Below are 24,185 nucleotides of genomic sequence, written 5' to 3'. Positions count from 1 at the left end.
TCCAAGCCGACCCTCATGAGCACGCCCCGCCAGCCGCGCGAGACCCGCGCCGGCCTCGAGCCCCTCGCCGTCCTACCCGTCTTCGTGCCGCTGCAGGGGAAGCGCGCGGTGCTGGCCGGCTCGAACGGCGGCGCGCCCTGGAAGGTGAAGCTGCTCGCCGCCGCTGGCGCCCACGTCGACGTCTACGCCGCCGAGCCGAGCGAGGAGATGCGCAACGTTCCGGGCGAGATCGTCGCCGGCAGCGTGACCCTGCACGAGCGGGCCTGGACGCCGGACGACCTGTGGGGCTCGGCCTTCTGCATCGGCGCGATGGAGGACGAGGCCGAGTGCGTCGCCTTCGTCGCGGCCGCGCGCGGCACCGGCGCCATCGTCAACGCCGTCGACCGGCCGCATCTCTGCGACGTGAAGTTCGGCGCCATCGTCAACCGCTCGCCGCTGGTGGTGGGCATCTCGACGGAAGGCGCGGTGCCGGTCTTCGGGCAGACCGTGCGGGCGCGCATCGAGGCGATGCTGCCGCGCGGGTTTTCGCGTTGGGTCGCGGCGGCGCGGGACTGGCGCGAGGGCGTCACCGCCCGCTTCCACGGGTTCAGCGAGCGCCGCGGGTTCTGGGAGCGCTTCTCGGATCTGGCCTTCGCCGAGCCCGACCGGGCCCCGACGCAGGCCGACCTCGACAGGCTGCTCGCGCAGACCGAGGCCGCGCCGAAGGGCGGGGCGGTGACGCTGGTCGGCGCCGGGCCGGGCGATGCCGAGCTGCTGACGCTGAAGGCGCTGCGGGCCCTGCGCAACGCCGACGTCATCCTCTACGACGACCTCGTCGCCCCCGAGATCCTGGACTACGCCCGCCGCGAGGCGCGCACGATGCTGGTCGGCAAGACCGGCCACGGCCCTTCCTGCCGCCAGGACGACATCAACGCGCTGATGGTCTCGCTCGCCAAGTCCGGCAAGCAGGTGGTGCGCCTCAAGTCCGGCGACCCGCTGATCTTCGGGCGCGCCGGCGAGGAGATCGAGGCCTGCCGGCAGGCCGGCATCCCCGTCGCCGTGGTGCCCGGGATCAGCGCGGCGCAGGGCGCGGCCGCCTCCCTCGGCGTCTCGCTCACCCACCGCGACGCGGCGCGCCGCCTGCAATACGTGACCGGCCACGACCGCCGCGGCGCGCTGCCGGACGACCTGAACTGGGGCGCGCTCGCCGACCCTTCGGTCACCACCGTGGTCTACATGCCCAAGCGCACCCTGCGGGTGCTGCTGGACCGCGCGGTGGCCGAAGGCTTGGCACCGGCGACGCCCGCTCTGGTGGTGTTCAACGCGACGCGGCCCAACCAGGCGGCGCTGCGGGGCACGGCGGCCGATCTCGCGGAGCGGGTCGAGGCTTCGCTGCTCGAAGGACCGGCGATCCTGATGGTGGGCGACGCGCTCAAGGAACAGAGTGTCGCGGACTGCGTCGAGCAGGCGCAGATCGCGATCTAGACCCGGCCGCTTCCCGTCTGCGACCAGCCCGATCGTGACGCCGGACGCATCGTGAGGGCGTCGCGCGGGCACCTGCTGAACCGGGTTCCAGGCCAGGGAGGCGCACGACGGAACGCGGGCCTGAGGCAAAGCGCCGGGGGCCTCCGAGGTGCCCCGACCTTGCCTCCCGCGGCCGCCCATGCTGTTCCAGCGGCCGTCGCGAGAAGGTCACCTCCATGCGCCGCGCCCTCCTGCCCATCATCGCCTTCGTGCTCGGTTTCGTCGGGCTCACGGCGGCGGCCGTGTTCACGCTGATGCCGGAGCGGACGGAGGTGGCGGCCTCGAGCGTCGGCGGGCCGTTCGCGCTGATCGACCAGGACGGCAAGGCGGTCACCGAAGCCGACTTCGCGGGCGCCACGCACCTCGTGTTCTTCGGCTTCACCCACTGCCCCGACATCTGCCCGACCACGCTGCAGCAGATCTCGGACGTGCTGGCGGCGTTGGGGCCGAAGGCCAAGGCGATGAAGGTCGCCTTCATCACCGTCGATCCCGAGCGGGACACGCCGGCGAGCCTCAAGGCCTACCTGTCGAGCTTCGATCCGCGGATCGCCGGGCTCACCGGCAGCCCGGCGCAGGTGGCGGCGGCCGTGAAGGCCTATCGTGCCTACAGCCGCAAGGTGCCGGGCAAGGACGGCGACTACACGATGGAGCACACCGCGCTGGTCTACGTGATGGACGGCAGGAACCGCTTCCTTGGCGCGCTCAACCTGATGCGCCCGGCCGACGAGACCGCGGCGGAGCTCGCGCGGCGGATCTGAGCATCCGGCGCGGGCCTCACGCCGCCGGGCGCCGCGGACGCAGCAGGCCGCTGCGCGAGGTGCGCGACAGCCCGTGCTCGGTCTTGTTCCAGCGCGAGGGCGCGCGGACGAACTCGATCACCGCGAGCCACGCGGCGACGCTGACCAGGGCGAAGTAGAGCAGCATCCCGGGCACGAACCACAGCAGGTCCCACCAGCCCCGGCGGATGCAGCCGAGCGCCGCCGGCAGGACCAGGGCCGCGGATCCCGCCAGGAACAGGGTGATCGCGACGGCGAGCGGCAGGTTCGGCCAGGGCTCGGGCGCGGCCGGGATCTCCTGGAGCAGGAAGTCGGCGCCCGCCCAGACGAGGAAGATCGGATAGACCAGGGCCGAGGCGACGGCGCCGGGCAGCAGCGTCACGGCGCAGAGCGCGTCGAGGCGCCCGAGCTGCCGGCAGGTCTCGGCGGGGCGGCGGCCGTAGGTGACGGTGGTCTGCAGGAACCCCTTCATCCAGCGGACGCGCTGGTGCAGCCAGGCCGGCAGGTTGTTCGGCGCCTCCTCGATCGTCGCGCTCGGCAGGTCGCCGACCTCGTAGCCGGCGCAGGCCAGCCGCATCCCGAGATCGGCATCCTCCGTGACGTTGCGCGCGTCCCAGCCGTGCAGCTTGCGCAGCACCTCGGTGCGCACGTGCATCGAGGTCCCGCCGAGCGGCATCGGCAGGCGCCACTGCGCCAGCGCCGGATTGAGCACGTCGAACAGGCCCGCATACTCGATGGCGAAGCACCGGGCGATCCAGGAATCCTCCGCGTTGTCGATCACCAGCCGGCCCTGGAGGCAGGCGGTGCGGGCGGGCGCCCGCGCGAAGATCTCGGCGGCGAGCCGGAGCTGGCCGGGATCGGGCACGTCCTCGGCGTCGTAGACCACGAGCAGCTCGCCGCGGGCGAGCGGCAGGGCGACGTTGAGCGCCCGCGGCTTCGTCCGCGGCCGGCCGTCGGGCACCGCGATCACCTCGAAGCGGGCGGGCAGGGGGACCTCCGCCAGCGCGGCGATGGTGCCGGCATCGTCGGCCTCGACGACGAACTTCAGGTCGAGCTTGGCCGCCGGATAGTCGAGCCGGGCCAGCGCCGAGACGAGCCGCGGCACCACGCGGGCCTCGCGATAGAGCGCCACGAGGACGGTGTAGGTCGGCAGGTCGCGGTCGCTAAGGGGCGAGGCGATCGGCGGCGGAACGATCGGGACGCCGACGAACACGGCGCCGACGCGGAAGATCGCCATCACCAGGAACAGCGTCTGCGCCGCCACGACCAGGATCACCGCGAGGAACGGGGGCAGGGCCTCGAACACCACGATGCCGGCGCACGCCACGAGCGCGACCAGCGCCAGGGCCGGCCCCAGGGGACGGCTGCCGAAGGCCCAGTCCGGCGCCTTCGCTTCGAGGTCGTCGACCGCGTAGCCGGCGATGGCCTTGGGGATCGCCGCGAACAGGGCCGCGCGCAGGCGGGTCGGGCTCGTCACCGCCGGCATCCGCCCGCGCGGGCTGCGCCCGGCGAGCAGCTCGGCGATCTGCCGCCCGCGCGGCGCCAGCACCGCCGGGGCGGGGGCCCCGAGGACCAGCGGCGCCATGCCGAGCGAGAGGCTGTCGGGAAAGCGCGCGCCCATGCCGAGCGGGATCGGCCCGTCGAGGTAGGCCGCGTCGAGCGCGCGGGCGAGCGCCCGGTAATACGGCTCCTCGTCCATCAGCCCGGCCCGCAGCAGCGCGGTCGCCGCATCGGTGCCGCTCGCCTCGGCCAGCGCCGCGGCCCGGCTGAGCAAGGCCGCGTCGACGCCTTCGGCCGCCAGGAACGCGATCTCCGGCGGCAGGCCCGGTGCGCCGAGGGGCGGGCCCAGGAAACGGAGGAACGACACAGGGCCGGCTGCCGTCGGCTCCGGGACGTGCTAAGGCGGGGGCGTGAGCCGGACCCCCTCCCCATCGCGCCGTCGGCGCCCCGCGATCATAGGTGCGCCCGGCCCCGGCGCAAGCACCATGTCCTCGATCAAGACTATTCTCTTAGCCGTCGGCCTCTGCGTCGCGACGATGCCGCAGGCGGGCGCCCAGGATCGTGCCGGTCAGGTGCGTGCCGGCCAGCCCGCCGCCGGCAGCCCCGCGCCCGCCGCCGTGACGGTGCCCAACTTCTGGAACCCGCGCAGCCGCGGCGAGCGGGTCGAGGCGCCGCAGACCGGCCGGGCCGTGCGCTTCCTGACCGACGACGAGTTCCCGCCGCTGCACTTCGCAGGCCCCGACGGAAACCCGACGGGCTTCGTGGTGGAGTTGGCCCGCGCCGTCTGCGAGAAGCTGTCGATCACCTGCACCGTGCAGGCCCGGCGCTTCGACACCCTCCTCGACGGCCTGACGGACAAGCAGGGCGACGTCGTCGCCGCCGCGATCCCGCTGACGCCGACGCTGCGGGCGACGTTCTCCGCGACGCGCCCGTATTTCCGGTGGCCGGCGCGCTTCGCCGCCCGCGTCGACCGCGGCCTGCCGGCTCCCTCGGCGAGCGCGCTGGCGGGCAAGTCGGTGGCGGTGGTCGGCGGCAGCGCCCACGCCGCCTACCTCCAGGCGTTCTTTCCCAAGGCCGAGGCGAAGCCGTTTTCCGACCTCGCCGCGGCGGAAGGCGCGGTGAAGCGCGGCGAGGCCGACTACGTCTTCGCCGACGGGCTCGGCCTCGCCCTCTGGGTCGGCGGCCTGGAGGCGGGCAATTGCTGCGCGCTCGTCGGCGGCGACTACCTCGAGAACCGCTACTTCGGCGAGGGCATCGGCCTGATCACCCGGCCCGAGGACGCGGCCCTGTCGCGCGCGCTGGACGACGCGCTGCAGCGGGTGTGGGACGATGGGAAGTACACCGAGCTGTACCTGCGGTTCTTCCCCGTCAGCCCGTTCTGATCCGCATTGCGTCCGGGACCGACGCGTCTCCTTTTCCGCAGGCGTTCCTGCGGGTATCCTCGGCGCGGTCCTGCGAAGGGGCGATCCTGCGGAGGGGCGGTCCCGCAAACGGCGTGAGGCGGCCATGACGGCTCCGAGCCCGTTCGAGCGCATCCTCGCCGCCCGCGTCGCGGACCGTCACCGGACGGCGCGAGGCCTCGCGGCACGGATCGTGTCCGACGTCGAGGCACAGGGTCGCGCGATCAGCCTCATCGGCTCGCTGGCGACCGGGCGTTTCCGGCTGCATTCCGACATCGACCTCCTGGTGCGCGGGCCGATCGATCCGGCCGAACGCGCCGCCGTCGAGCGGGCGGTGGCTGCGGTGATGCGCGGCACCGGCATCCCAAACGACCTGATCTATGCCTGCGATCTCACGCCGTCGCAGCGGGAGGCATTCGAGAAGGCGGTCCCGTGATCGCGTCGCGACTGCCCGCCTTCGCCAAGCTCGGTCCGAAGCTCGACCGCGCGGGCCGCGAGCTGGCGAACCTCGACGCGTTCCTCGCCGGATACGACGCCCTCCCGCCGGAGCAGCGGACGACGTGGGGGCGGCTCACGGCGATCGCGGCCGCCCTTCACAACGCTGACAACGGCATCGAGGACGTGCTGCTCGGCATCGCCAAGGACGTCGACGGGGCCGCACCGACCGGCGACACCTCGCACCAGGACCTGCTCGATCAGATGCGGGCGCAGATACCGGGCCTGCGTCCGGCCGTGCTCGACGACGAGCTCTACGTTTCGCTGATGGAGCTGAAGGGCTTTCGGCACCGCGTGCGGCACAATCACGGGTTCGACCACGACGCCGGCCGGACGGAGCAGAACCGGGCGCTGATGCAAGCAACCTTCCCGAAACTCGTCGAGGCCGTCAGGACGTTGGAGAACCGGCCGACGGGATCGGGGGCCGACGACCCGGCCGAGCGGCCGTAAAAGTCGATTTCGCATCGCGGCAAACCTCATTAGGGTGCCGCACCCGCGAAGATCCCGTGTCACAGTCCAGCGTCCCAGCCCATGTCCGCGCCCCTCCACCTCGACCCCGACCTGATCGAGGCCGCCGCCACCGCCGCCGCCTGGCCGTTCGAGGAGGCGCGCAAGCTCGTGGCCCGGCTGGAGCGCCGGCCGAAGCCGGAGGTGCTGTTCGAGACCGGCTACGGGCCGTCGGGGCTGCCGCATATCGGCACCTTCGGCGAGGTGGCGCGGACCTCGATGGTGCGCCACGCCTTCCGGGTGCTGACGAAGGACGCCGTGCCGACGCGGCTGATCGCGTTCTCCGACGACATGGACGGCCTGCGCAAGGTGCCCGACAACGTGCCCGAGCGCGCGATGCTGGCCCAGCACCTCAACCAGCCGCTGACCCGGGTGCCCGATCCGTTCGGCACGCATGACAGCTTCGGCGCGCACAACAACGCAGAGCTGCGCCGCTTCCTCGACGCCTTCGGCTTCGACTACGAGTTCCGCTCGGCCACCGACTGCTACCGCTCCGGCGTGTTCGACGCGGCCCTGATGCGGGTCGCGGAGCGCTACGACGCGGTGATGGCGATCATGCTGCCGTCGCTGCGCGCCGAGCGCTCGGCCTCGTATTCCCCGTTCCTGCCGCTGCACCCGGTGACCGGGGAGGTGATGCAGGTGGTGGTCGACGCGGTGCACGCGGACCGGGGAACGCTCGCCTGGCGCGACCCGAAGACCGGCGAGGCCTACGAGACCCCGATCACCGGCGGCCACGCCAAGCTGCAGTGGAAGCCCGACTGGGCGATGCGCTGGGTGGCGCTGGGCATCGACTACGAGATGGCCGGCAAGGACCTGATCGACTCGGTGAAGCTCTCCGGGCAGATCGCCCGCGCGCTCGGGGGCGAGCCGCCGGAAGGCTTCAACTACGAGCTGTTCCTCGACGAGAAGGGCCAGAAGATCTCCAAGTCGAGGGGCAACGGGCTGACCATCGACGACTGGCTCGCCTACGGCACGCCGGAGAGCCTGAGCCTGTTCATGTACAACAAGCCGCGCGAGGCCAAGCGGCTGTTCTTCGACGTGATCCCGCGGCACGTCGACGAGGTGCTGAGCTTCTCCGAGCGCTACGCCGCGCAGGACGCCAAGCTGCGCCTGGGCAACCCCGTCTGGCACATCCATGCCGGCAACCCGCCCGCGCCGGAGCGGATCGGGGAGGGCGCGCAAGGGGGGTCCAAGGGCAGCGTGAGTTTCGCGATGCTGCTCAACCTCGTGGCGGTGGCCAACGCCGAGGAGCCGGGCGTGCTCTGGGGCTTCATCCGGCGCTACGCCGCCGACGTCGGCCCCGAGACCCATCCCGGCCTCGACCGGCTCGTCGGCCACGCGCTGGCCTACTTCCGCGACTTCGTGCGCCCGGCCAAGAGCTACCGGGCGCCGAGCCCGGAGGAGCGCGCGGCCCTCGACGACCTCTCCGCGTCGCTCTCCGAGCACGACGGCTCGACCGACCCAGAGGGCTTGCAGGCGGTGGTCTACGAGGTCGGGCGGCGGCACTTCCCGGACCTGTCGGGCAAGGGCAAGAGCCCGGACGGACGGCCCGGCGTGTCGCAGGCGTGGTTCACGACGATCTACAACGTGCTGTTCGGCGAGGCCCGCGGCCCGCGCTTCGGCTCGTTCGTGGCGCTCTACGGCGTGGCGGAGACCCGCGCGCTGATCGCCAAGGCGCTGTCGGGCGAGCTGCTGGCCGAGCACGCGGCGTTCACGGCGAGCCGCGCAGCGAAATCCGCCTGACGGGCGTTCGCGGGATCGTCACGCACCGCGCGTGACGCACCACCATCGGATCGGGCCTTCGGGGGCAGGGGCATGATCGTACGGGACCTCGCCGGGCTCGAGGCCATCTACGGCGACCACCTCGCCCCGGCCTCCGTGGTGAAGGAGAGCGAGCGGATCACGGCGCACTACGCCGCGCTGATCGCGGCCTCGCCCTTCGCGATCCTCGCCACCGCCGGCCCGGAGGGGCTCGATTGCAGCCCGCGGGGCGACGGTCCGGGCTTCGTCCGGGTCGTCGACCCGCACACCCTGGTGCTGCCCGACCGCCGCGGCAACAACCGGATCGACAGCCTGCGCAACGTGGTGCGCGATCCGCGCGTCGCCCTGCTGTTCCTGATCCCCGGCTCGGGGACGACCTTCCGCGTGAACGGGCGGGCCGTGGTCTCGGCCGATCCGGCCCTTCTGGAAAGCTTCGCCGTCGACGGGCAGGCGCCGCGCACCGCCCTCGTGGTCACCGTCGAGCAGGCCTACTTCCAGTGCGCCCGCGCCGTCGTCCGCGCGCAGCTGTGGGATCCCGCCCGCCACGTCGAGGCGGGGACGCTGCCGAGCCCGGGGACGATCCTGGCCGCCCTGAGCGCGGGCGAGGTCGGCGGCCGCCCCTACGACGAGGCCTGGCCGGCACGCGCGGCCGCCACCCTCTGGTAGGGCGGCCGGGCGCGCTCACGCGTTCGGCACCGCCACCTTCTGGCGCAACCCCGCGATCACCGCGCGCAGGATGTCGGCGCCCGCCTCCGCGCCGGCCTTGGCGCTCATGTCGCCGCGCACCGCGTAGATGCGCTCGTGCACGAAGGCGAGCTTGGCGATCACCGCGGGCGTCAGGCGGAACGGGTAGAGGTCGGGCTGCCCCATGCTGCGGGACAGCGAGTTCACCGCATAGGTGAGCGGCAGCCACGCCGCGATCAGCTTGTCGAGGTCGGGCGTGCGATACGGATCGAAGTCGATCACCACCGGCTCGCTGCCGCCCCGGCGCAGCTGCGGCCGCAATTGGAGCGCGAAGGTCGAGGCGGTCTCCACCGTGTCGACGATGTGCAGGTAATGCGCCCAGGTCTCGGCGAAATCCTCCCACGGGTGGCTGGTGGCGTAGGCCGAGACGAAGGATTCCTCCCAATCGCCCGGCGCGCCGTGGGCGTAGTGGTTCTGCAGGGCGCCGACGTAGTTCAGGCTCTCGTCGCCGAACAGATCGCGGAACGTCCACAGGTGCGGGCTGTTCTGGACCAGCAGGTACCAGAAGTAATGCCCGATCTCGTGGCGGAAATGCCCGAGCAGGGTGCGGTAATGCTCGCCGAAGCGGATCCGGCGCCGCTCGCGCTCGACGTCGTCGGCCTCGGCGATGTTCATGCTGATCAGGCCGTTGAGGTGGCCCGTGAGCACCGGCGGCCCGATCAGGAAGCTCTCGGACGGGTCGACCAGGAAGTCGAAGGCGAGCCCGTCGGTGTATTGCGCACGGGTGGCCAGCGGCAGGTCGAGGCGCAGCAGCGAGTAGAACAGCCGGTGCTTGGCCGCCTCGACCTGGCGCCAGCGGGTCAGGTTCCAGGCGAGCGTCAGGTCGGGGACGACGCGGTTGTGGCGGCAGGTGACGCAGAACGTCTCGGGCGCGTCGTCCGGCACGAGCCAGTTGCAGGCCGCGTGCCGGGCGTTGGCGCAGAAGCGGTAGCGCTGGCCGGGCCGCGCATAGGCGTGGAAGGTCTGCGCCTCGGCCGAGCCCGGATGGGCCGAGCGGACCGACGGCTCGAGCGCGGAGATCTCGTGCACCTCGCAGACGTAGCCGAGGCGCCGCTGGCAGCTGTCGCAGGCCGTGCTCTCGAAGGTGAGCGGCTGGTCGCAGGCTTGGCACTGGAAGATCTTCATGGCGGGTCCCGGCGCCCGAGGCGGGCAAGCACCCTGTCGTCGAAGGCGTCGTCGGCAGTCGTCGGCGGCCGCCGCCGGGCGGACCGTCCTCGCCGCATCAAACGGGCTTGCCCGGCAAAGTTCCCGGGGGGCGCGGCACGGGGAGGACGCGGCGCGCCGCCCGGAGCCGGACGCCGCATGGAAATTGCTTGCGCCCTCCCCTTTGCCGCATAAGGCGCAGACGAGGGCACCGCCGGATTCGATCCGGACGCCACCTGCTTCGCCCAGACGAGAGTGCCCGTGTCGATCAAAGCCGCCCTGCACCACGTCACGCACTACACCTACGACCGGCCGATCGCGCTCGGGCCGCAGGTGATTCGCCTGCGGCCGGCGCCGCATGCGCGCACGAAGATCCCCTCCTACACCCTCAAGGTGACCCCGGAGAACCACTTCGTGAACTGGCAGCAGGACCCGAACGGGAACTGGCTCGCCCGGCTGGTCTTCCCGGAGAAGACCAGCGAGCTGAAGATTGAGGTCGACCTCACCGCCGACATGTCGGTGATCAACCCGTTCGACTTCTTCGTCGAGGACTACGCGCAGGCCCGCCCGTTCGCCTACGCCCCCGACCTCGTCGCCGAGCTGGCGCCCTACCGCGTCCTCGACGACGCCCAGGGGCCTGAGATCGACGGCTTCCTGGCGCGCCTGCCGTCCGAGCCGAACACCGTGCTGTTCCTGGTGGCGCTGAACGCGCAGATCAGCCGCGAGGTCGCCTACGGCGTCCGGATGGAGCCGGGCGTCCAGACGCCGGCCGAGACCCTGACCCTGAAGAGCGGCTCCTGCCGCGATTCGGCCTGGCTCCTCGTCCAGGTGCTGCGCCGCATCGGCTTCGCCGCCCGCTTCGTCTCGGGCTACCTGATCCAGCTCGTGCCCGACACCACCGCGGTCGACGGCCCCGAGGGCACCAAGACCGACTTCACCGACCTGCACGCCTGGGCAGAGGTCTACCTGCCCGGCGCCGGCTGGATCGGGCTCGACGCCACCTCCGGCCTGCTCTGCGGGGAGGGGCACATCCCGCTGGCCGCCACCCCGCACTACCATTCGGCCGCGCCGATCTCGGGGCTCGCCGAGCCGGCCAAGGTCGAGTTCGGCTTCGAGATGACCGTGGCGCGCGTGGAGGAGAGCCCGCGCATCACCAAACCGTTCTCGGACGCGGTCTGGGCGGCCATGGACGCCCTCGGCGACCGGGTCGACGCCGACCTCGTCGCCCAGGACGTGCGCCTGACCATGGGCGGCGAGCCGACCTTCGTCTCGATCGACGACTTCGAGGCGCCGGAATGGAACATCGCCGCCGTCGGCCCGTCGAAGCGGGGGCTGGCCGACAAGCTGATCCGCCGCCTGCGCGACCGCTTCGCGCCGGGCGGCATGCTGCATTACGGCCAGGGCAAGTGGTATCCGGGCGAGAGCCTGCCGCGCTGGGCCTTCGCCCTGTACTGGCGCCGCGACGGCCGCCCGATCTGGCGCGACGCCGACCTGATCGCGCGGGAGGACGGCCCGAAGACGGCCGACGCCGACGCCGCGCGTCGCCTGATCGATGCGGTCGCCGGGCATTTCGGGCTGCAGGACTACGTGATGCCGGCCTACGAGGACCCGGCGCAGTGGGAGGAGAAGCGCGCGGAGCTGCCCGTCAACGTGACGACGCAGGAGGCCAAGAGCGGCTCGGTGGAATTCGATTCGCGCATCCACCGCGTCTACGAGCGGGGCCTCGGCAACCCGGCCGGCTTCGTGCTGCCGCTCGCGAGCCTGCCCACCGGCAAGGACGGCGATTCCGACCGGGTCTGGATCTCCGAGGCCTGGGATTTCCGCCGCGGCCACGCGTTCCTGGTGCCCGGCGACTCGCCGCTGGGCTTCCGCCTGCCGCTCGGCTCGCTCCCGTACGTGCCGCCGGAGCATTACCCCTACTACCAGCCGCAGGACCCGCTGGAGCCGCGCGAGCCCCTGCCCGAGGGGCATGCCCACGAAGGAACCGGCGAAGGGACCGGCAAGCGAACGGTCAACGGCGGCGGCATCACCGGCGTCGCGGTGCGCACCGCGCTCGCCGTCGAGCCGCGCGACGGGACGCTGCGGGTGTTCATGCCGCCGACCCAGCGCGCCGACGAGTACCTCGAGCTGATCGGCGTCCTGGAGGAAGCCGCGTCGGGGCTCGGGCTCGCGATCCACGTCGAGGGCTACGAGCCGCCCTTCGACCCGCGCCTCAACGTGATCAAGGTCACCCCCGACCCGGGCGTGATCGAGATCAACGTCCACCCGGCGACCTCCTGGCGCGACGCGGTGGCGATCACCACCGACCTCTACGCCGACGCCCGCCAGACCCGGCTGGGCGCCGAGAAGTTCATGGTGGACGGGCGCCACACCGGGACGGGCGGCGGCAACCACGTGGTGATGGGCGGCGCCACGCCCGACGACTCGCCGTTCCTGCGCCGGCCCGACCTCCTGAAGAGCCTGGTGCTGTACTGGCAGCGCCACCCGGCGCTCTCGTACCTGTTCTCCGGCCTCTACATCGGCCCGACGAGCCAGGCCCCGCGCATGGACGAGGCCCGCCACGACGGCCTCTACGAGCTGGAGATCGCCCTGGCGCAGGTGCCGGGCCCGGACGAGCCCAACATCCCGCGCTGGCTCGTCGACCGGGTGTTCCGCAACATCCTCGTGGACGTCACCGGCAACACCCACCGGTCCGAGATCTGCATCGACAAGCTGTACTCGCCCGACGGGCCGACCGGGCGGCTCGGGCTGCTCGAGTTCCGCGCCTTCGAGATGCCGCCGGACCCGCGCATGAGCCTCGCGCAGCAATTGCTGCTGCGGGCGCTGGTGGCGTGGCTGTGGCGCGAGCCGCAGGTCGGCGGCTGTGTCCGCTGGGGCACGGGCCTGCACGATCGCTTCATGCTCCCGCATTTCCTCTGGGCCGACTTCCTCAACGTGCTGGAGGATCTGCGGGCCGCGGGCTACGACTTCGACCCCACGGCCTTCGAGGCGCAGGCCGCGTTCCGCTTCCCGGTCTTCGGCCGGGTCGAGCACGGCGGCGTGAAGCTCGAGCTGCGTCAGGCGCTGGAACCGTGGCACGTGATGGGCGAGGAGGGGACCAGTGCCGGCACCGTCCGCTTCGTCGACAGCTCGGTCGAGCGGCTGCAGGTCAAGGTTGAGGGCTTCGTGCCCGGCCGCCACGTCATCGCCTGCAACGGCCGGCGCCTGCCGATGACCGGCACCGGCACCGGCGGCGAAGCGGTCGCGGGCCTGCGGTTCAAGGCCTGGCAGCCGGCCTCGTCGCTGCACCCGACGATCCCCGCGCACTCGCCGCTGACCTTCGACATCCTCGACAGCTGGAGCGGGCGCGCGCTCGGCGGCTGCCGCTATCACGTCGCCCACCCCGGCGGCCGCAACTACGAGACGCATCCCGTCAACACCTACGAGGCGGAGGGGCGGCGCCTCGCCCGCTTCCAGGCCCACGGCCATACGCCGGGCAAGATCGCGATGCCGGTGCCCGAGACCAACCCCGAATTCCCGCTCACGCTCGACCTGCGCACGCCGAAGCCGACATGAGCCCGACGCTGGCGGCGGCACAGGTCACGGCAGGACGGCACGCACCGGCCGACGCGGACGCCGCGGACGAGCCGGACCGGCTCGCGCGCTGGGCCGACGGCTATCGGCCCGAACCCGGCCGGCCGGACGAATATCTCGACGCGGACGGCCGCGCGCGCGGCGCGTGGCCCCGGCTGCTCGAGCGGCTCGCGCGGCTGAGCGAGCCCGAGATCATGGCGCGCTTCGTCTCGGCGGAGCGTCACATCCGCGACACCGGCATCTCGTTCCGCATCTACGGCGACCAGCGCGAGCATGCCTGGCCGTTGGGCTCGCTGCCGCTGGTGATCGAGGCGGCCGAGTGGCGCGCCTTGAGCGCCGGGCTGATCCAGCGGGCCGAGCTGATGGAGGCGGTCCTCGCCGACGTCTACGGGCCGGGCCGCCTCGTCGCCGACGGCCTCCTGCCGGCCGCCGTGGTCGCCGGCAGTCCCGAGTTCCTGCGCCCGCTGCACGGGGTCGCGCCTCCCGGCGGGCGCTGGCTCAAGCTCTACGCCGCCGATATCGGCCGCGGGCCGGACGGGGCCTGGCGTGTGCTGGCCGACCGGACGCAGGCGCCCTCCGGCCTCGGCTACGCCCTGGAGAACCGGATGGTGCTCGGCCGCACCTTCCCGGACGTGCTCGAGAGCCTGCAGGTCGAGCGCTTCCCGGCCTTCTTCCAGGCGTTTCGCGAAGGCCTGGCGGCCGGGTCCGCGCGCTCGGACCCGCGCATCTGCCTGCTGACCTCGGGGCCCTACAGCAGCACCTACGTCGAGCAGGCGGCGCTCGCGCGCTATCTCGGGCTGATGCTGGTCGAGGGCGACGACCTCGTCATGCAGGACGGGTGCCTGCACGTGCGCACCGTCTCCGGCCTGAAGCGGGCCGACGCGGTCTGGCGCCGGATCGACGGCGACTTCCTCGATCCGCTGGAGCTCAACCCGGCCTCGCGGCTCGGCATCCCCGGCGTGATCGAGGCTTTGCGCAACGGCAGCCTGGTGATGGCCAACATGCCGGGCTCCGGCGTGGTCGAGTCGGCGGCCCTCAGCCCGTATCTCGAAGGGATCGCGCAGCGCATCCTCGGCGAGGGCCTCAGGCTGAAGAGCCCGCCGGCGTGGTGGTGCGGCGATCCGGCCGGTCTCGCCCACGTTCGGGACAACCTCGACGCGATGACGCTGCGCCCGGCCGCCACCCCGCAGCGCGGGGCGGGGCGCGACGCGATCCTCGGGCCGCAGGCGCTCGCCGCCGAGCGCGAGCGGGTGATCGCGGCCTTCCACGACCGGCCGTTCGACTTCGTCGGCCAGGACCTCGGGCCGCTCTCGACCATGCCGGCCTGGGAGCGGACCGACCGGGGCCTGCACCTCGTCCCCCGCCCCTTCGCGCTGCGCGTGTTCGCCGCCCGCACCCCCGACGGCTGGCGGGTGATGCCCGGCGGCTTCTGCCGGGTCTCGGAGCGCGAGAACGTCGACCCGATCGAGATGCGCCTCGGCATCCGCTCGGCCGACGTCTGGATCCTCTCGGAGAACCCGGTCGACACGCGCCATCTCGGGCAGCAGGCCACGCCGCGGGTCCGGCGCATCTCCGGGCACCTGCCCTCGCGGGCGGCCGACGGCCTGTTCTGGTTCGGCCGCTACGTCGAGCGGGCCGAGGCGGTGATCCGCCTCGTGCTGGCGCACCTGCGCAGCGTCGGCGACGCCGTCGTCACCGACATCTCCGGCGACACCGCGGCGCCGACCGCGCTCCGCATCCGCGCGCTCTTGGAGGAATGGGGGGCGGCCAGCTCCGCCGACATGCCGACGGCGGCACTGGCGCAGGAGGCCCTGGTCGGGCGCGAGGTCCACGGCTCCGCCCGCGCCCACGTGATCTCGGCCCGCACCAACGCGGCGACCCTGCGCGCCCGGCTCTCCGGTGAGGCGTGGCGGGTGCTCGCCGACCTGATCGACCTGCTCTCGCTGGACACCGCCCGGGCGTTCACCGAGTCGCAGCTGCTCGGCCGGGCCGAGCGGGCGCTGAGCCACATCGCGGCGCTCTCGGGCCTGACGCACGAGAACATGAACCGCGCCGCCGGCTGGCACTTCGTCGATCTAGGGCGGCGGATCGAGCGGGCGATCAACACCTGCGCCTTCACGCTGGCCTTCGGCCACGACGAGGCCGGGGCCGACTGCCTCGGCGTCCTGCTCTCGCTCGCCGATTCGCAGGTCACCTACGGCGCGCGCTACATGCAGGGCGTGGCCCTCGACCCCGTGCGCGACATGGTGCTCCTCGACCCCTACAACCCGCGCTCGGTCGCGTTCCAGGCGGAGGCGATCGGCCGGCACCTGGCCGAGCTGCCGGCGCTCTCGGCCGACGGCATCCCCGAGCCGCATTGCCGGCTGGCCGCGCGGATCGTGGCGACCCTGCGCAGCGGCGAGGCCGCCGACTTCGACGTCGTCGGCCTGGCGCGGATCGAGGACGACCTGGAGCGGCTCGCCGACACCATCGCCGGCCGCTACTTCCCGAACGGGCCGCACGCCCTGCGGCCCGAGAAGCTGGCGGGCCTGGCGTGATCTACACGCTGCGCCACGTCACCACCTACACCTATGCGAAGCCGGTCAGCTTCGCGCGCTGCTCCCTGCGCCTGAAGCCCGCCGACGGCGAGGGCCAGAGCGTGCTCGAGAGCGCGGTGACGATCGACCCGAGCCCGGCGACCGCGGTGATCCGGCGCGACTATTTCGGCATCGAGACCGTCGGCATCACCCTGGACGCGCCGCACACCCGGTTCCGGGTCGAGGCGCTGTCGAAGGTGCGGGTCGAGCGCGGGCCGCTGCCGGCGCCCGAATCCGGCCGCAGCTGGGAGGCGGCGCGGATGGCGGCGATCGCGTCCCGCGATCTCGGGGCCGACGCGCCGGTCCATTTCCTGTTCCCGAGCGCTCGGGTGCCGCTGCTGCCGGCGGTGACCGACTACGCGCGGGCGAGCTTCTCGCCCGGGCGCAGCGCCTACGGCGCCGCCTTCGACCTGATGGCACGCATCCGCGCCGACTTCCGCTTCGACGCGAAGGCCACCGACGTGCACACGCCGCTGGCCGAGGCCTTCGCCCTGCGCGCCGGCGTCTGCCAGGATTTTGCCCACGTGATGATCGCCGGGCTTCGCGGCATCGGGCTGCCCGCGGCCTATGTCAGCGGGTATCTCCGCACGATCCCGCCGGCCGGGCGGCCGCGGCTTCGCGGCGCGGATGCGAGCCACGCCTGGGTCGCGGTCTGGTGCGGCGACGGCTGGCTCGGCCTCGACCCGACCAACGGCATCGGGGTTCGCGACGACCACATCGTCGTCGCCCGCGGGCGCGACTACGGCGACGTCTCGCCCGTCGACGGCATCGTCAGCGGCTCGGGCAAGCAGAAGCTCAAGGTCGAGGTCGACGTCATCCCGCAGGACGAGCAGGACGAGATCGAGGCGCTGGCCCTCGTCGGCTGAGCGCGGTCGCGATCAGCGGCCCGGATCGAGCTGCAGGGTGAAGCGCTGCCGCGGGTCGCGCCGGAACGACAGCAGGTCGGCCATCGCCGCGAGATGCGCGCGCAGCCGCAGGGCCGCGGCGCCGATCCGCGGATGCGTCGACAGGGCCCGCATCCGAGCGGCGATGCCCGCGACTGCCGCGCCCGCCTTGCCGGAGACGGCGTCGGGCATCCGGCCCGCCGCGCGGCGCAGGTCGGCGCGCGGGCGCGCGGGCCCCGCCCGCTCGGGCGCCGCCACGGGCACGTAGAGCGCCTCGAAGAACGACAGGTCGAGGATGGACGCGCCGTCCGCGTCGGTGACCGCCATCACCGCGTTCAGCAGGCGCGGCTCGCCGCCGTGCTGGACGACGAGGCGGCGGATGATGGTGCGCGCCACCGCGCGCGCCTCGCCGGCGTCCCGGACGAGCTGCCCGGTGCGCTCCGGCAGGTAGGCGTCGTCGAGGCGGATGTTGAAGAACGCGTGGATCATGATCGAACGCCCCGTTCCTGGTTGGGTGGGCCGGCGGGCCCGTGCGACGGCGTCAAGCGGCCTGGGCGCCGGGGTCGACGGCGTCCACGGGCGCGGCGAGCCGCGGGTGGAAGGCGTCGGCCAGGCGCTCGAGGCGATGGGCCATGTCCCGCACCTCGTTGAGGGCGATGGACTTCTGGCCCTCCTTCACCGCGCGCGTGATGTCGCTGATCTGCGTCGTCGCGATGCGCTTCAGCTCGGTCGCGAGCTGGTCCTTGGTCATCATCGGCTTTCGGATCCCGAATGCTGGTCGCGGGACACCGTGGCGCGGCGTCCCTTACCGATCGGTTTCCCATCCCGGCGGGTCGTTGGATGAGCGGTGGACAAGTCGGCCGGCGACGGCGCGCACGACCGGCCGCGCCGCGCCGCCGACCCGTTCGGATCGGCAGCGGGCGCGACCGGCGTCGATTCCGTCGCCGGCCGGTCAGGCCGTGCGGTGCTGCGGGTCGAGGCGCTCGGCGAGGCCGAAGCCGACCCGGACGAGGAGAGCCTCGAGGGTCGCCTTCATCTCCGGCGTGCCGGCCTCCTCGATCAGGCCGTGCGCCTCGATGCAGATCTCGGCGAGGCGCTCCATCGGGTTGTCGGGTTCGGTGGAAGCGGGAAGGGTCTGTCGTGTCATCGGTTCGTTCGCGGGTTGGCGTTGATCGGGGTCCGGCGGCATCGCGCCGGAACGGTTGGGGTCAGCTCGCCAGGCGCTGCGGCAGGGCGGGGCGCGCGGTCAGCACGGAGGCGGCGTCGTTGCGGGTCTCGCGCAGGCGCCGGAGCGTGCGCACGTCGAAGGCCGCGACCACGGCGAGGGTGTCCTCGCCGGCGATCCGGCAGGGCAGGCCGAGGGGGGTCACCCGGAAATGCAGCTGCACGAGGCGCAGCAGCCAGAGCGGGTTCATCTCGATGACGATCGACTCGATCCCGCTCTCGAGACCCCACTCGACGATGCCGGCCAGGAGCGCGCTTCCGACCGGGCTCAGGATGCGGCCGCGGTCGCGCACGTCGCGCTGCACGGCGTAGCGGGTCCACTCCCAGACCCGCGCGCTCCGGGGCGCGGGGACCTCGCAGAGCTCCGGCAGGATTTCGGTGAGCAGGTAGGGGCGGGTGGTCGGCAGCATGCGCTGGTAGCCGACGACGCGGTCGCCCTGCATCGCGAGCATGTGGACGGCGTGGCCGTCGTCGAACTGGTCGATCTCGCGTCCGTCGGGCTTGGCGAGGTCGTGCCAGCCCTTCTCCTCGACGAAGACTTGATGACGCAGGCGATAGGCCTGCTCCATGGCATCGCGGTAACGATCGATGTTCTCGGGCGTGACGATATGGATCAAAGCGGCCTCCATTGGATGGCCGGCAGTATCGTCTCTAAGTATTCGCCCGAAAGTACGCGTTCGCGTACCATTCTCGACTGCGAACCAGTGGAACTTGACTGGATCCGGTCAATCCGCGCGAGCATCCCCGCGCGCGCGCCCACGCCGGACGAAGCATGCTTTCGACGAAGCGGTCTTCGAGGTCGGAGGCGCGCGGCGCCTACTTGAGGAACCCGCGCCGGAATCCTTCCGCGACGGCGTGCGTCCGGCTCGCGGTCCCGAGCTTGGTCCGGATCGAGCGCAGGTGCTTCTCGGCGCCGTGCTCCGAGATCGACATCAGCTCGCCGATCTCCCACTCGGTCTTGCCGTCGGCGGCCCATTGCAGGGCCTCGCGCTCGCGCGGCGTCAGCCGGACCTCCGGCCGCGGCGGCCCTTCGCTCAGCACGATCGAGCGGCCGAAGGCGTAGCTCGCCACGAGCTGCAGCATGCCGCGCAGCTCCGGCGAGGGATCGAACCGCTCGGCCCCGAAGCTGAACCCGGCGACGCGCCCGTCGAGGGTGATCAGCGGCACGGTGAAGCCCTGGCGCAGGCGGAAGTCGCCGGCCTCCTCCATCACCCGCCGGGCGGCCGCGTCGGCGCGGTATTCCGGCTCGATGTCGGACCACCGGAACGCGGTCAGGTCCGTGGTCAGGCGCTGGATGGTCGGGTCGCGGAACAGGTGGCCGGCCTTGAAGTAGCGGTCGGTCCAGCCGGCCGGCGTGCTGTCGAGCAGGACGTGGGCCGCCTGGTCGCGCCGGCTGGTGCCGGGCATCGGGATGATGCCGGCGAACGTGCTCTCCACGCCGAGCTTGGACACGGCGGACAGCAGCGTGCGATTCAGATCGCCGACGGAGCCGGCCCGGTCGAACGCCTGGAACAGGCCGTAGGTGACGTCGATCGCCTTCGTGATCATGTGTTGCGCAGCCGTTTCGCAGGAGCCGTCCGACGGAGCCGGCCGTCGTCTTCCGTACGCGAACTGGGTCGCCATCCCACCATGCGGCTGGACAGACACCATCCTGCCCTGTTTATAGGGGATTGAAAGTTTATTCTAGGTTGTATAACGAGACGCATGACGTGAGGAGTCCGACGTGGACGACGGCCGGAACAACGGATCGGACCGATCCGAACGGGCGCGGATCCTGCTGGGGAAGATCGCGGAGCTCCTTCGTGTCGACACGGCGTTCTTCCTCTCGCCGCGTTCCGGCGCGCCGGGCTCCGACGCGGACCCCGCCGAGTTGCTGCGCCTGTTCCAATCGATCGGCGATCCGGACCTTCGGCGCTCGGTGATCGCCATGCTCAAGGACCTCGAGGCGAAGGACGATACGCGCCGCGACTCCTGAGAGCCGCAGGGCGGCGCGGCGGCCCCCGCGTCCTCGCGCCCGATTGCCCTCCGGCGCGCCCGGATGATCTCTGGACGGCGTGTTCCACACCCCCGAGGCCCGCGTGTCCCGAATTTCGATCCCGTCCCGAGCGGGCATTCGCCCCGCCCTGCGTCACCTTGCCTCACGTCTCGTCGTTCCGCTTCTCGCGCTCGCTTCGGGGAGCGCGCCGGCCGCGGCGCTCGAGGGCGGTGCCGCGGGCCGGTCGGGCGATGCGCTCGCGCAGGCCACCGTCGGGCTTGGGACCGTGACCGCGCCCGAGGACGGCCTGCACCTCTCGCGCTGCACCGGCGTCCTGATCGCACCCGACCTGATCCTCACGGCGGCCCATTGCGTCAACGGCGATCCGCTGGGCTCGCTCGTGGTGTTCTTCCGCGGCAGCGAGCCGGTGAAGCCGGTCCGCACCGCCCGGGTGATCGCGCGCTACAGCCCGGATCCCGGGCAGATGACCTCGAACGTCGTCGACGTCGACCTGAACAGCCTCTCGCTCGACCTCGCCGTGCTGCGCCTCGCCGAGCCGGTGCGCGACCGCGTGCCGGTGCCGCTCGCCACCGACCCGAGCCGGGTGCCGAGGAGCCTGCGGGTCGCCGGGACCGGCGTGTCGGGCCGGGTGGTCGGCCGGCTGCGCACCGCGATCCTGACGCCCGTCGCCGCGTCGAGCACCGGGCTGACGATCGCCCGCGTGAACGGCGGCCGCGTCTGCTTCGGCGATTCCGGCGGCCCCGTGGTGGGGCAGGACCGGCGCGGCGTGTTCGTCTGGGGCGTGGCGAGCGCGGTGCTGTCGCGGCAGGCCCCGTGCGGGAGCCTCGTCGTGATCGCGCCGGCGGCGCAGGTCTTCACCAGCAGCGGGATGCGCTGACGCCGCGCCCCGGGGTTTTTCGCATCGTCCGATGCAACGCCGGGCCCGTGCCGATGTTGAACCGGCACAGCGTGCCTGCGTCGCCGTCGTGCCGAGTTCCGCCCATTCTCGATCGTGCGGGCTTCCCATGCTCTACGAACGCCTGCTCGACCTCGCCCCGGGGGCGCGGCTCGAACGTCGCCTCGCCGAGCGCGTCGCGGCCCGCCTAGTAATCGGGCTCCTCCTGAGCCTTCCCCTCTGCGCGGTCGCCGCGTTCCTCCTGGCCGCCGGTGCGATCCACGCCGTCCTGATGGGCGTCTGGGATGCGGGACGGATCGCGGGGCTGCTGATCCGGGACGCGTGCGAGCGCGCGCTCGCGCCGCCGATCACGCCGCGCTGACCGGCGGCCGCCGCCATCCGGGAACGCCCGGTCGCATCCGGGGTTGGTAGCCGCGCCGAACTGGTGCACCGCTCCCGGCCCCCTTCTGGACGACGGCACCGCTCGATGCAGGATCGCACCCCCGAGAGCACCTTCGCGCTGACCCTCGGGATCCTGCGCGAGAGCGGGCGCCTAGTCGGGCGGACCCTCGACCTTGCGCGGACCGAGATCGACGGCAACCTCCGGGCGCTGATCGGCCTGTTCGCGCTCCTGGGAACGATCCTCGTGCTGCTCGTCGCGGCGTTCTTCGTCTTCCTCGACGCGATGGTGAAGGCGCTCGCGGTGCTGATCGGCTCCGAGGTCGTGGCCGCGCTGATCGTCGCGAGCCCGTTCCTGGTCGCCGCCGGCCTGCTGGCGTCGTTCGGCCTGCGCCGCATCGCGCGCGCCACCCGGATCGAGCGCCCGAAGGCCCGCGGACGGGCCACGCTCGCGGCCGGCGCCTGACGCGGCGCGAGGCCCTGGATCACGCCCCTCGCGGCGCCCTCCAACCGCTGGTACAGGGGCGTTCCTGCAGCCACGCCGCCGGACGGCGGGAGGACATCCGTGACGTCTTGGGTCCATGTCGACACCGGTCTCGTGCCCGGCGAGAAGACCACCCTGCGTCTGATGCGGCAGGGCGACGCCTTCGCGATCACGGTCGGCAACCAGGACCTGATGCGCGACCGGCACTGCGAATCCGAGCGGGCGCTGGCGACCCTCGTCGCGGCGCGGCTTCGGGACCGGCCGAAGGCGCGCGTGCTGATCGGCGGCCTCGGCATGGGCTTCACCCTGCGCGCGGCGCTCGGCGCCTTCGGGCCGGAGGCGGAGATCGTCGTCGCAGAGCTCGTGCCCGCGGTGGTGGCGTGGGCGCGCGGGCCCCTGGCGCACCTGTTCGACGGCAGCCTCGACGATCCCCGGCTGGCCCTGCACGAGGCGGACGTGAACCGCCTGATCCAGTCCGGCCCGGCGGCGTTCGACGCGATCCTGCTCGACGTCGACAACGGCCCCGAGGGCATGGTCCGGGGCGAGAACAACCGCCTGTACGACGGCTGGGGCCTGAAGCGCGCCCATTACGCCCTGCGCCCGGGCGGCATCCTCGGCGTCTGGTCCGGCCGGCCGGACCGCAAGTTCAAGGCGCGGCTCGCCCGCTCGGGCTTCTCCGTCGAGGAGGTCCGGGTGCGCTCGCGTGCCAGCGGGGAGGGCCCGCGGAACGTCCTGTGGCTCGCCACCCGGACGGGGCCGGCGGCGGTGCCCCCCGTCCGCGCCGATGCCGTCCCGACCCCGGCCGCCTAGAGGATCCGATCCGCGCGAAAACGGGGCCGTCAGGCCCGGAACGACAGCACGGCCCGGGTGCCGATGCGGTCGGGCACGTAGCACAGGCCCGAGCGCAGGTTCGTCGCCATCGCCCGGATGATGCGCGAGCCGAGGCCCGTGCCGCGCGGCCGTCCCTCGCCCGTCCAGCCGATCCCGTCATCCTCGACGGCGAGCTCGAGGGTGTCCTCGGCCCGGCGCCGGAGCTCGACCCGGATCTCGCCGGCGGCATTCACCGGGTAGGCGTACTTGTAGGCGTTGGTCACCAGCTCGGTCACAACCACCCCGACGGAGACCGCCTTGTCGGTGGCCAGCCGCACCGGGTCGGCGCTCAGCCGGATGGCGTGATCGCGCCCCGAGGCCCGCATCGCCGCCTGCAGCTCCTCGACGAGGCTGGCGAGATAGGCGTCGAGCTCGACCGCCTCGACGTCGTCGGAGGTGTAGAGACGGCGGTGGATGCCGGCGATGGCCGAGATCCGCGCCTGCATCTCCTCGAGCGCCGCCTTCGCGGCCGGGTCCGAGACGGCGCTGGTCTGCATGTGCGTCAGCGCCGCCACCAGGGCGAGGGAGTTGGCGACCCGGTGGTTGACCTCGCGCAGCAGCATCACGGCGTGGTCGCGCGCCGCGCGGACCTCCGCCTCGGCGCGTTCCTTGTCGCGGCGCAGGGCCTCCTGGCGCAGGGCGGTGTCGACGGCGCCGCCGAGCAGCTCGCGGAACTGGCCCTGCACGTCCTTCCAGACGTAGTCGACCGCGCCGGCCTTCAGCGCGGCGACGGCGACCCGGCTGTCCTCGGAGCCGGTGACGTAGACCACCGGCGGCGCGTCGGGCAGGGCGCGGATCGCCGGAAGCACGTCGAGCCCGGTCTGCCCGGGCATGTGGTGGTCGAGGGCGACGACGTCGATCCCGCCCCGCGCCAGCCGCTCCAGCCCGGCATCGCCGCTGGCGGCGAGCTCGACCACGTAGCCGCGCGCGCCGAGCGCGCGCTGGACCAGGCGCGCGAGCCCGGGGTCGTCGTCGATGTAGAGGATGCGGGCCGTGCCGGCCGGGTCGGCCGCGGCGGGGGGAGGGCCGGTCATGGATTCTCGGGCACCTGGATCACCGAGAAGAACAGGCCGAGCTGGCGGATGGCGTTCGCGAAGCCTTCGTAGTTGACCGGCTTGGTGATGTAGACGTTGGCGCCGAGATCGTAGCAGCGCTGCACCTCGCGGCTGTCGTCGGTGGTGGTTAGGACCACGACCGGCGAGCGCTTGGTGTGCGGGTTGGCCTTCACCTTCTCCAGGATGTCGATCCCGGTCATGTCCGGCAGGTTGAGGTCGAGCAGGATCAGCAGGTGGCGTCGGGCGCTGGCCTCGCCCGAGCCGTCCGGCCCGAGCAGGAAGGCCAGGGCCGAGGTGCCGTCGCGGAAGGGGATGATCTCGTTGTTCACGCCGGCGCGGCGGATGTTCCGCTCGATCAGCCGGGCGTGGCCGTCGTCGTCCTCGATCATCACGATGCTGACGGCGTTCATGGCGGCCTCCA

Annotated in this window: 24 protein-coding genes; 15 read left to right on the top strand and 9 right to left on the bottom strand. The window is 72.7% G+C overall.

The window, feature by feature from the left end:
- Positions 1 to 15: 15 nt before the first annotated feature.
- Positions 16 to 1,464, top strand: a complete 1,449-nt coding sequence (gene cysG, locus FV227_RS08125) for a siroheme synthase CysG (protein WP_147858699.1) — start codon at positions 16 to 18, stop codon at positions 1,462 to 1,464.
- 215 nt (positions 1,465 to 1,679) lie between these two features.
- Positions 1,680 to 2,261 carry an SCO family protein gene (locus tag FV227_RS08120; RefSeq protein ID WP_147728976.1) on the top strand — a complete coding sequence of 194 codons (582 nt, stop codon included), beginning with the start codon at positions 1,680 to 1,682 and terminating at the stop codon, positions 2,259 to 2,261.
- A gap of 16 nt (positions 2,262 to 2,277) precedes the next feature.
- On the opposite strand, the gene FV227_RS08115 is transcribed toward FV227_RS08120, so the two are convergent.
- Positions 2,278 to 3,516, bottom strand: a complete 1,239-nt coding sequence (locus tag FV227_RS08115; protein WP_348643782.1) for a glycosyltransferase — start codon at positions 3,514 to 3,516, stop codon at positions 2,278 to 2,280.
- Positions 3,517 to 4,264: 748 nt separating this feature from the next.
- On the opposite strand from FV227_RS08115, the gene FV227_RS08110 reads away from it, so the two are divergent.
- The 5 genes from FV227_RS08110 to FV227_RS08090 all read left to right on the top strand — a co-directional run bounded on the left by FV227_RS08110 (position 4,265) and on the right by FV227_RS08090 (position 8,608).
- Positions 4,265 to 5,161: a transporter substrate-binding domain-containing protein gene (locus tag FV227_RS08110; protein ID WP_244032796.1), complete on the top strand. Its 897-nt coding sequence runs from the start codon at positions 4,265 to 4,267 to the stop codon at positions 5,159 to 5,161.
- 124 nt (positions 5,162 to 5,285) lie between these two features.
- Positions 5,286 to 5,615 (top strand): nucleotidyltransferase domain-containing protein, encoded by a 330-nt coding sequence (locus FV227_RS08105; RefSeq protein WP_147726594.1) that lies wholly within the window; start codon positions 5,286 to 5,288, stop codon positions 5,613 to 5,615.
- Positions 5,612 to 6,124, top strand: a complete 513-nt coding sequence (locus FV227_RS08100) for a hypothetical protein (protein ID WP_246686370.1) — start codon at positions 5,612 to 5,614, stop codon at positions 6,122 to 6,124. Before FV227_RS08105 ends, FV227_RS08100 begins: the two co-directional genes overlap by 4 nt.
- 81 nt (positions 6,125 to 6,205) lie before the next feature.
- A complete protein-coding gene (locus FV227_RS08095; protein WP_147726593.1) occupies positions 6,206 to 7,924 on the top strand; it encodes a lysine--tRNA ligase in 1,719 nt (572 codons plus the stop codon).
- 72 nt (positions 7,925 to 7,996) lie between these two features.
- Positions 7,997 to 8,608: a pyridoxamine 5'-phosphate oxidase family protein gene (locus FV227_RS08090; RefSeq protein WP_147726591.1), complete on the top strand. Its 612-nt coding sequence runs from the start codon at positions 7,997 to 7,999 to the stop codon at positions 8,606 to 8,608.
- A 15-nt stretch (positions 8,609 to 8,623) separates the two neighbouring features.
- On the opposite strand, the gene FV227_RS08085 is transcribed toward FV227_RS08090, so the two are convergent.
- Positions 8,624 to 9,811, bottom strand: coding sequence for a putative zinc-binding peptidase (locus FV227_RS08085; protein WP_147726589.1), 1,188 nt, complete (start codon positions 9,809 to 9,811; stop codon positions 8,624 to 8,626).
- Between the two features lie 279 nt (positions 9,812 to 10,090).
- Between FV227_RS08085 and FV227_RS08080 the strand changes: the two genes are divergently transcribed.
- From FV227_RS08080 to FV227_RS08070, 3 genes are read left to right on the top strand one after another with little or no spacing between them, the layout of a single operon-like run.
- Positions 10,091 to 13,384: a transglutaminase family protein gene (locus FV227_RS08080; RefSeq protein ID WP_147726587.1), complete on the top strand. Its 3,294-nt coding sequence runs from the start codon at positions 10,091 to 10,093 to the stop codon at positions 13,382 to 13,384.
- Positions 13,381 to 15,939 carry a circularly permuted type 2 ATP-grasp protein gene (locus FV227_RS08075; RefSeq protein ID WP_147726586.1) on the top strand — a complete coding sequence of 853 codons (2,559 nt, stop codon included), beginning with the start codon at positions 13,381 to 13,383 and terminating at the stop codon, positions 15,937 to 15,939. The genes FV227_RS08080 and FV227_RS08075 overlap by 4 nt, the downstream gene beginning before the upstream one ends.
- Positions 15,936 to 16,844: a transglutaminase family protein gene (locus FV227_RS08070; protein ID WP_147726584.1), complete on the top strand. Its 909-nt coding sequence runs from the start codon at positions 15,936 to 15,938 to the stop codon at positions 16,842 to 16,844. The genes FV227_RS08075 and FV227_RS08070 overlap by 4 nt, the downstream gene beginning before the upstream one ends.
- A 12-nt stretch (positions 16,845 to 16,856) precedes the next feature.
- Here the strand turns inward: FV227_RS08070 and FV227_RS08065 are convergent, their stop codons facing one another.
- The 5 genes from FV227_RS08065 to FV227_RS08045 all read right to left on the bottom strand — a co-directional run bounded on the left by FV227_RS08065 (position 16,857) and on the right by FV227_RS08045 (position 19,634).
- Positions 16,857 to 17,351, bottom strand: coding sequence for a catalase (locus tag FV227_RS08065; RefSeq protein WP_147858698.1), 495 nt, complete (start codon positions 17,349 to 17,351; stop codon positions 16,857 to 16,859).
- A 52-nt stretch (positions 17,352 to 17,403) separates the two neighbouring features.
- Entirely contained in the window at positions 17,404 to 17,613 is a 210-nt protein-coding gene (locus FV227_RS08060) for a hypothetical protein (RefSeq protein WP_243933238.1), read from the bottom strand.
- Between the two features lie 201 nt (positions 17,614 to 17,814).
- Positions 17,815 to 18,009 (bottom strand): hypothetical protein, encoded by a 195-nt coding sequence (locus tag FV227_RS08055; RefSeq protein ID WP_147728747.1) that lies wholly within the window; start codon positions 18,007 to 18,009, stop codon positions 17,815 to 17,817.
- 61 nt (positions 18,010 to 18,070) lie between these two features.
- The gene (locus FV227_RS08050) at positions 18,071 to 18,703 is read right to left on the bottom strand and encodes an acyl-homoserine-lactone synthase (protein ID WP_147728748.1); all 633 of its coding nucleotides are present in this window, start codon (positions 18,701 to 18,703) and stop codon (positions 18,071 to 18,073) included.
- Positions 18,704 to 18,902: 199 nt separating this feature from the next.
- The gene (locus tag FV227_RS08045) at positions 18,903 to 19,634 is read right to left on the bottom strand and encodes a LuxR family transcriptional regulator (RefSeq protein WP_147728749.1); all 732 of its coding nucleotides are present in this window, start codon (positions 19,632 to 19,634) and stop codon (positions 18,903 to 18,905) included.
- Positions 19,635 to 19,809: 175 nt separating this feature from the next.
- On the opposite strand from FV227_RS08045, the gene FV227_RS08040 reads away from it, so the two are divergent.
- The 5 genes from FV227_RS08040 to FV227_RS08020 all read left to right on the top strand — a co-directional run bounded on the left by FV227_RS08040 (position 19,810) and on the right by FV227_RS08020 (position 22,649).
- Positions 19,810 to 20,061 carry a hypothetical protein gene (locus tag FV227_RS08040; RefSeq protein ID WP_147728750.1) on the top strand — a complete coding sequence of 84 codons (252 nt, stop codon included), beginning with the start codon at positions 19,810 to 19,812 and terminating at the stop codon, positions 20,059 to 20,061.
- A gap of 103 nt (positions 20,062 to 20,164) precedes the next feature.
- Positions 20,165 to 20,959, top strand: a complete 795-nt coding sequence (locus FV227_RS08035; protein WP_243948861.1) for a trypsin-like serine protease — start codon at positions 20,165 to 20,167, stop codon at positions 20,957 to 20,959.
- Between the two features lie 127 nt (positions 20,960 to 21,086).
- Positions 21,087 to 21,338, top strand: a complete 252-nt coding sequence (locus FV227_RS08030; protein WP_147728751.1) for a hypothetical protein — start codon at positions 21,087 to 21,089, stop codon at positions 21,336 to 21,338.
- Positions 21,339 to 21,443: 105 nt separating this feature from the next.
- Positions 21,444 to 21,821 (top strand): phage holin family protein, encoded by a 378-nt coding sequence (locus FV227_RS08025; RefSeq protein ID WP_147858697.1) that lies wholly within the window; start codon positions 21,444 to 21,446, stop codon positions 21,819 to 21,821.
- A 99-nt stretch (positions 21,822 to 21,920) separates the two neighbouring features.
- Complete coding sequence (locus FV227_RS08020; protein WP_147728929.1) at positions 21,921 to 22,649, top strand: hypothetical protein; 729 nt, start codon at positions 21,921 to 21,923, stop codon at positions 22,647 to 22,649.
- A gap of 29 nt (positions 22,650 to 22,678) precedes the next feature.
- Here the strand turns inward: FV227_RS08020 and FV227_RS08015 are convergent, their stop codons facing one another.
- Complete coding sequence (locus FV227_RS08015; protein ID WP_147728928.1) at positions 22,679 to 23,743, bottom strand: response regulator; 1,065 nt, start codon at positions 23,741 to 23,743, stop codon at positions 22,679 to 22,681.
- Positions 23,740 to 24,174 carry a response regulator gene (locus tag FV227_RS08010; RefSeq protein ID WP_147728927.1) on the bottom strand — a complete coding sequence of 145 codons (435 nt, stop codon included), beginning with the start codon at positions 24,172 to 24,174 and terminating at the stop codon, positions 23,740 to 23,742. The genes FV227_RS08015 and FV227_RS08010 overlap by 4 nt, the downstream gene beginning before the upstream one ends.
- Positions 24,175 to 24,185 lie beyond the last annotated feature (11 nt).

This window comes from Methylobacterium sp. WL119 (assembly GCF_008039875.1).
GTDB lineage: Bacteria > Pseudomonadota > Alphaproteobacteria > Rhizobiales > Beijerinckiaceae > Methylobacterium.
This window is presented reverse-complemented; position numbering and strand designations above follow the sequence as displayed.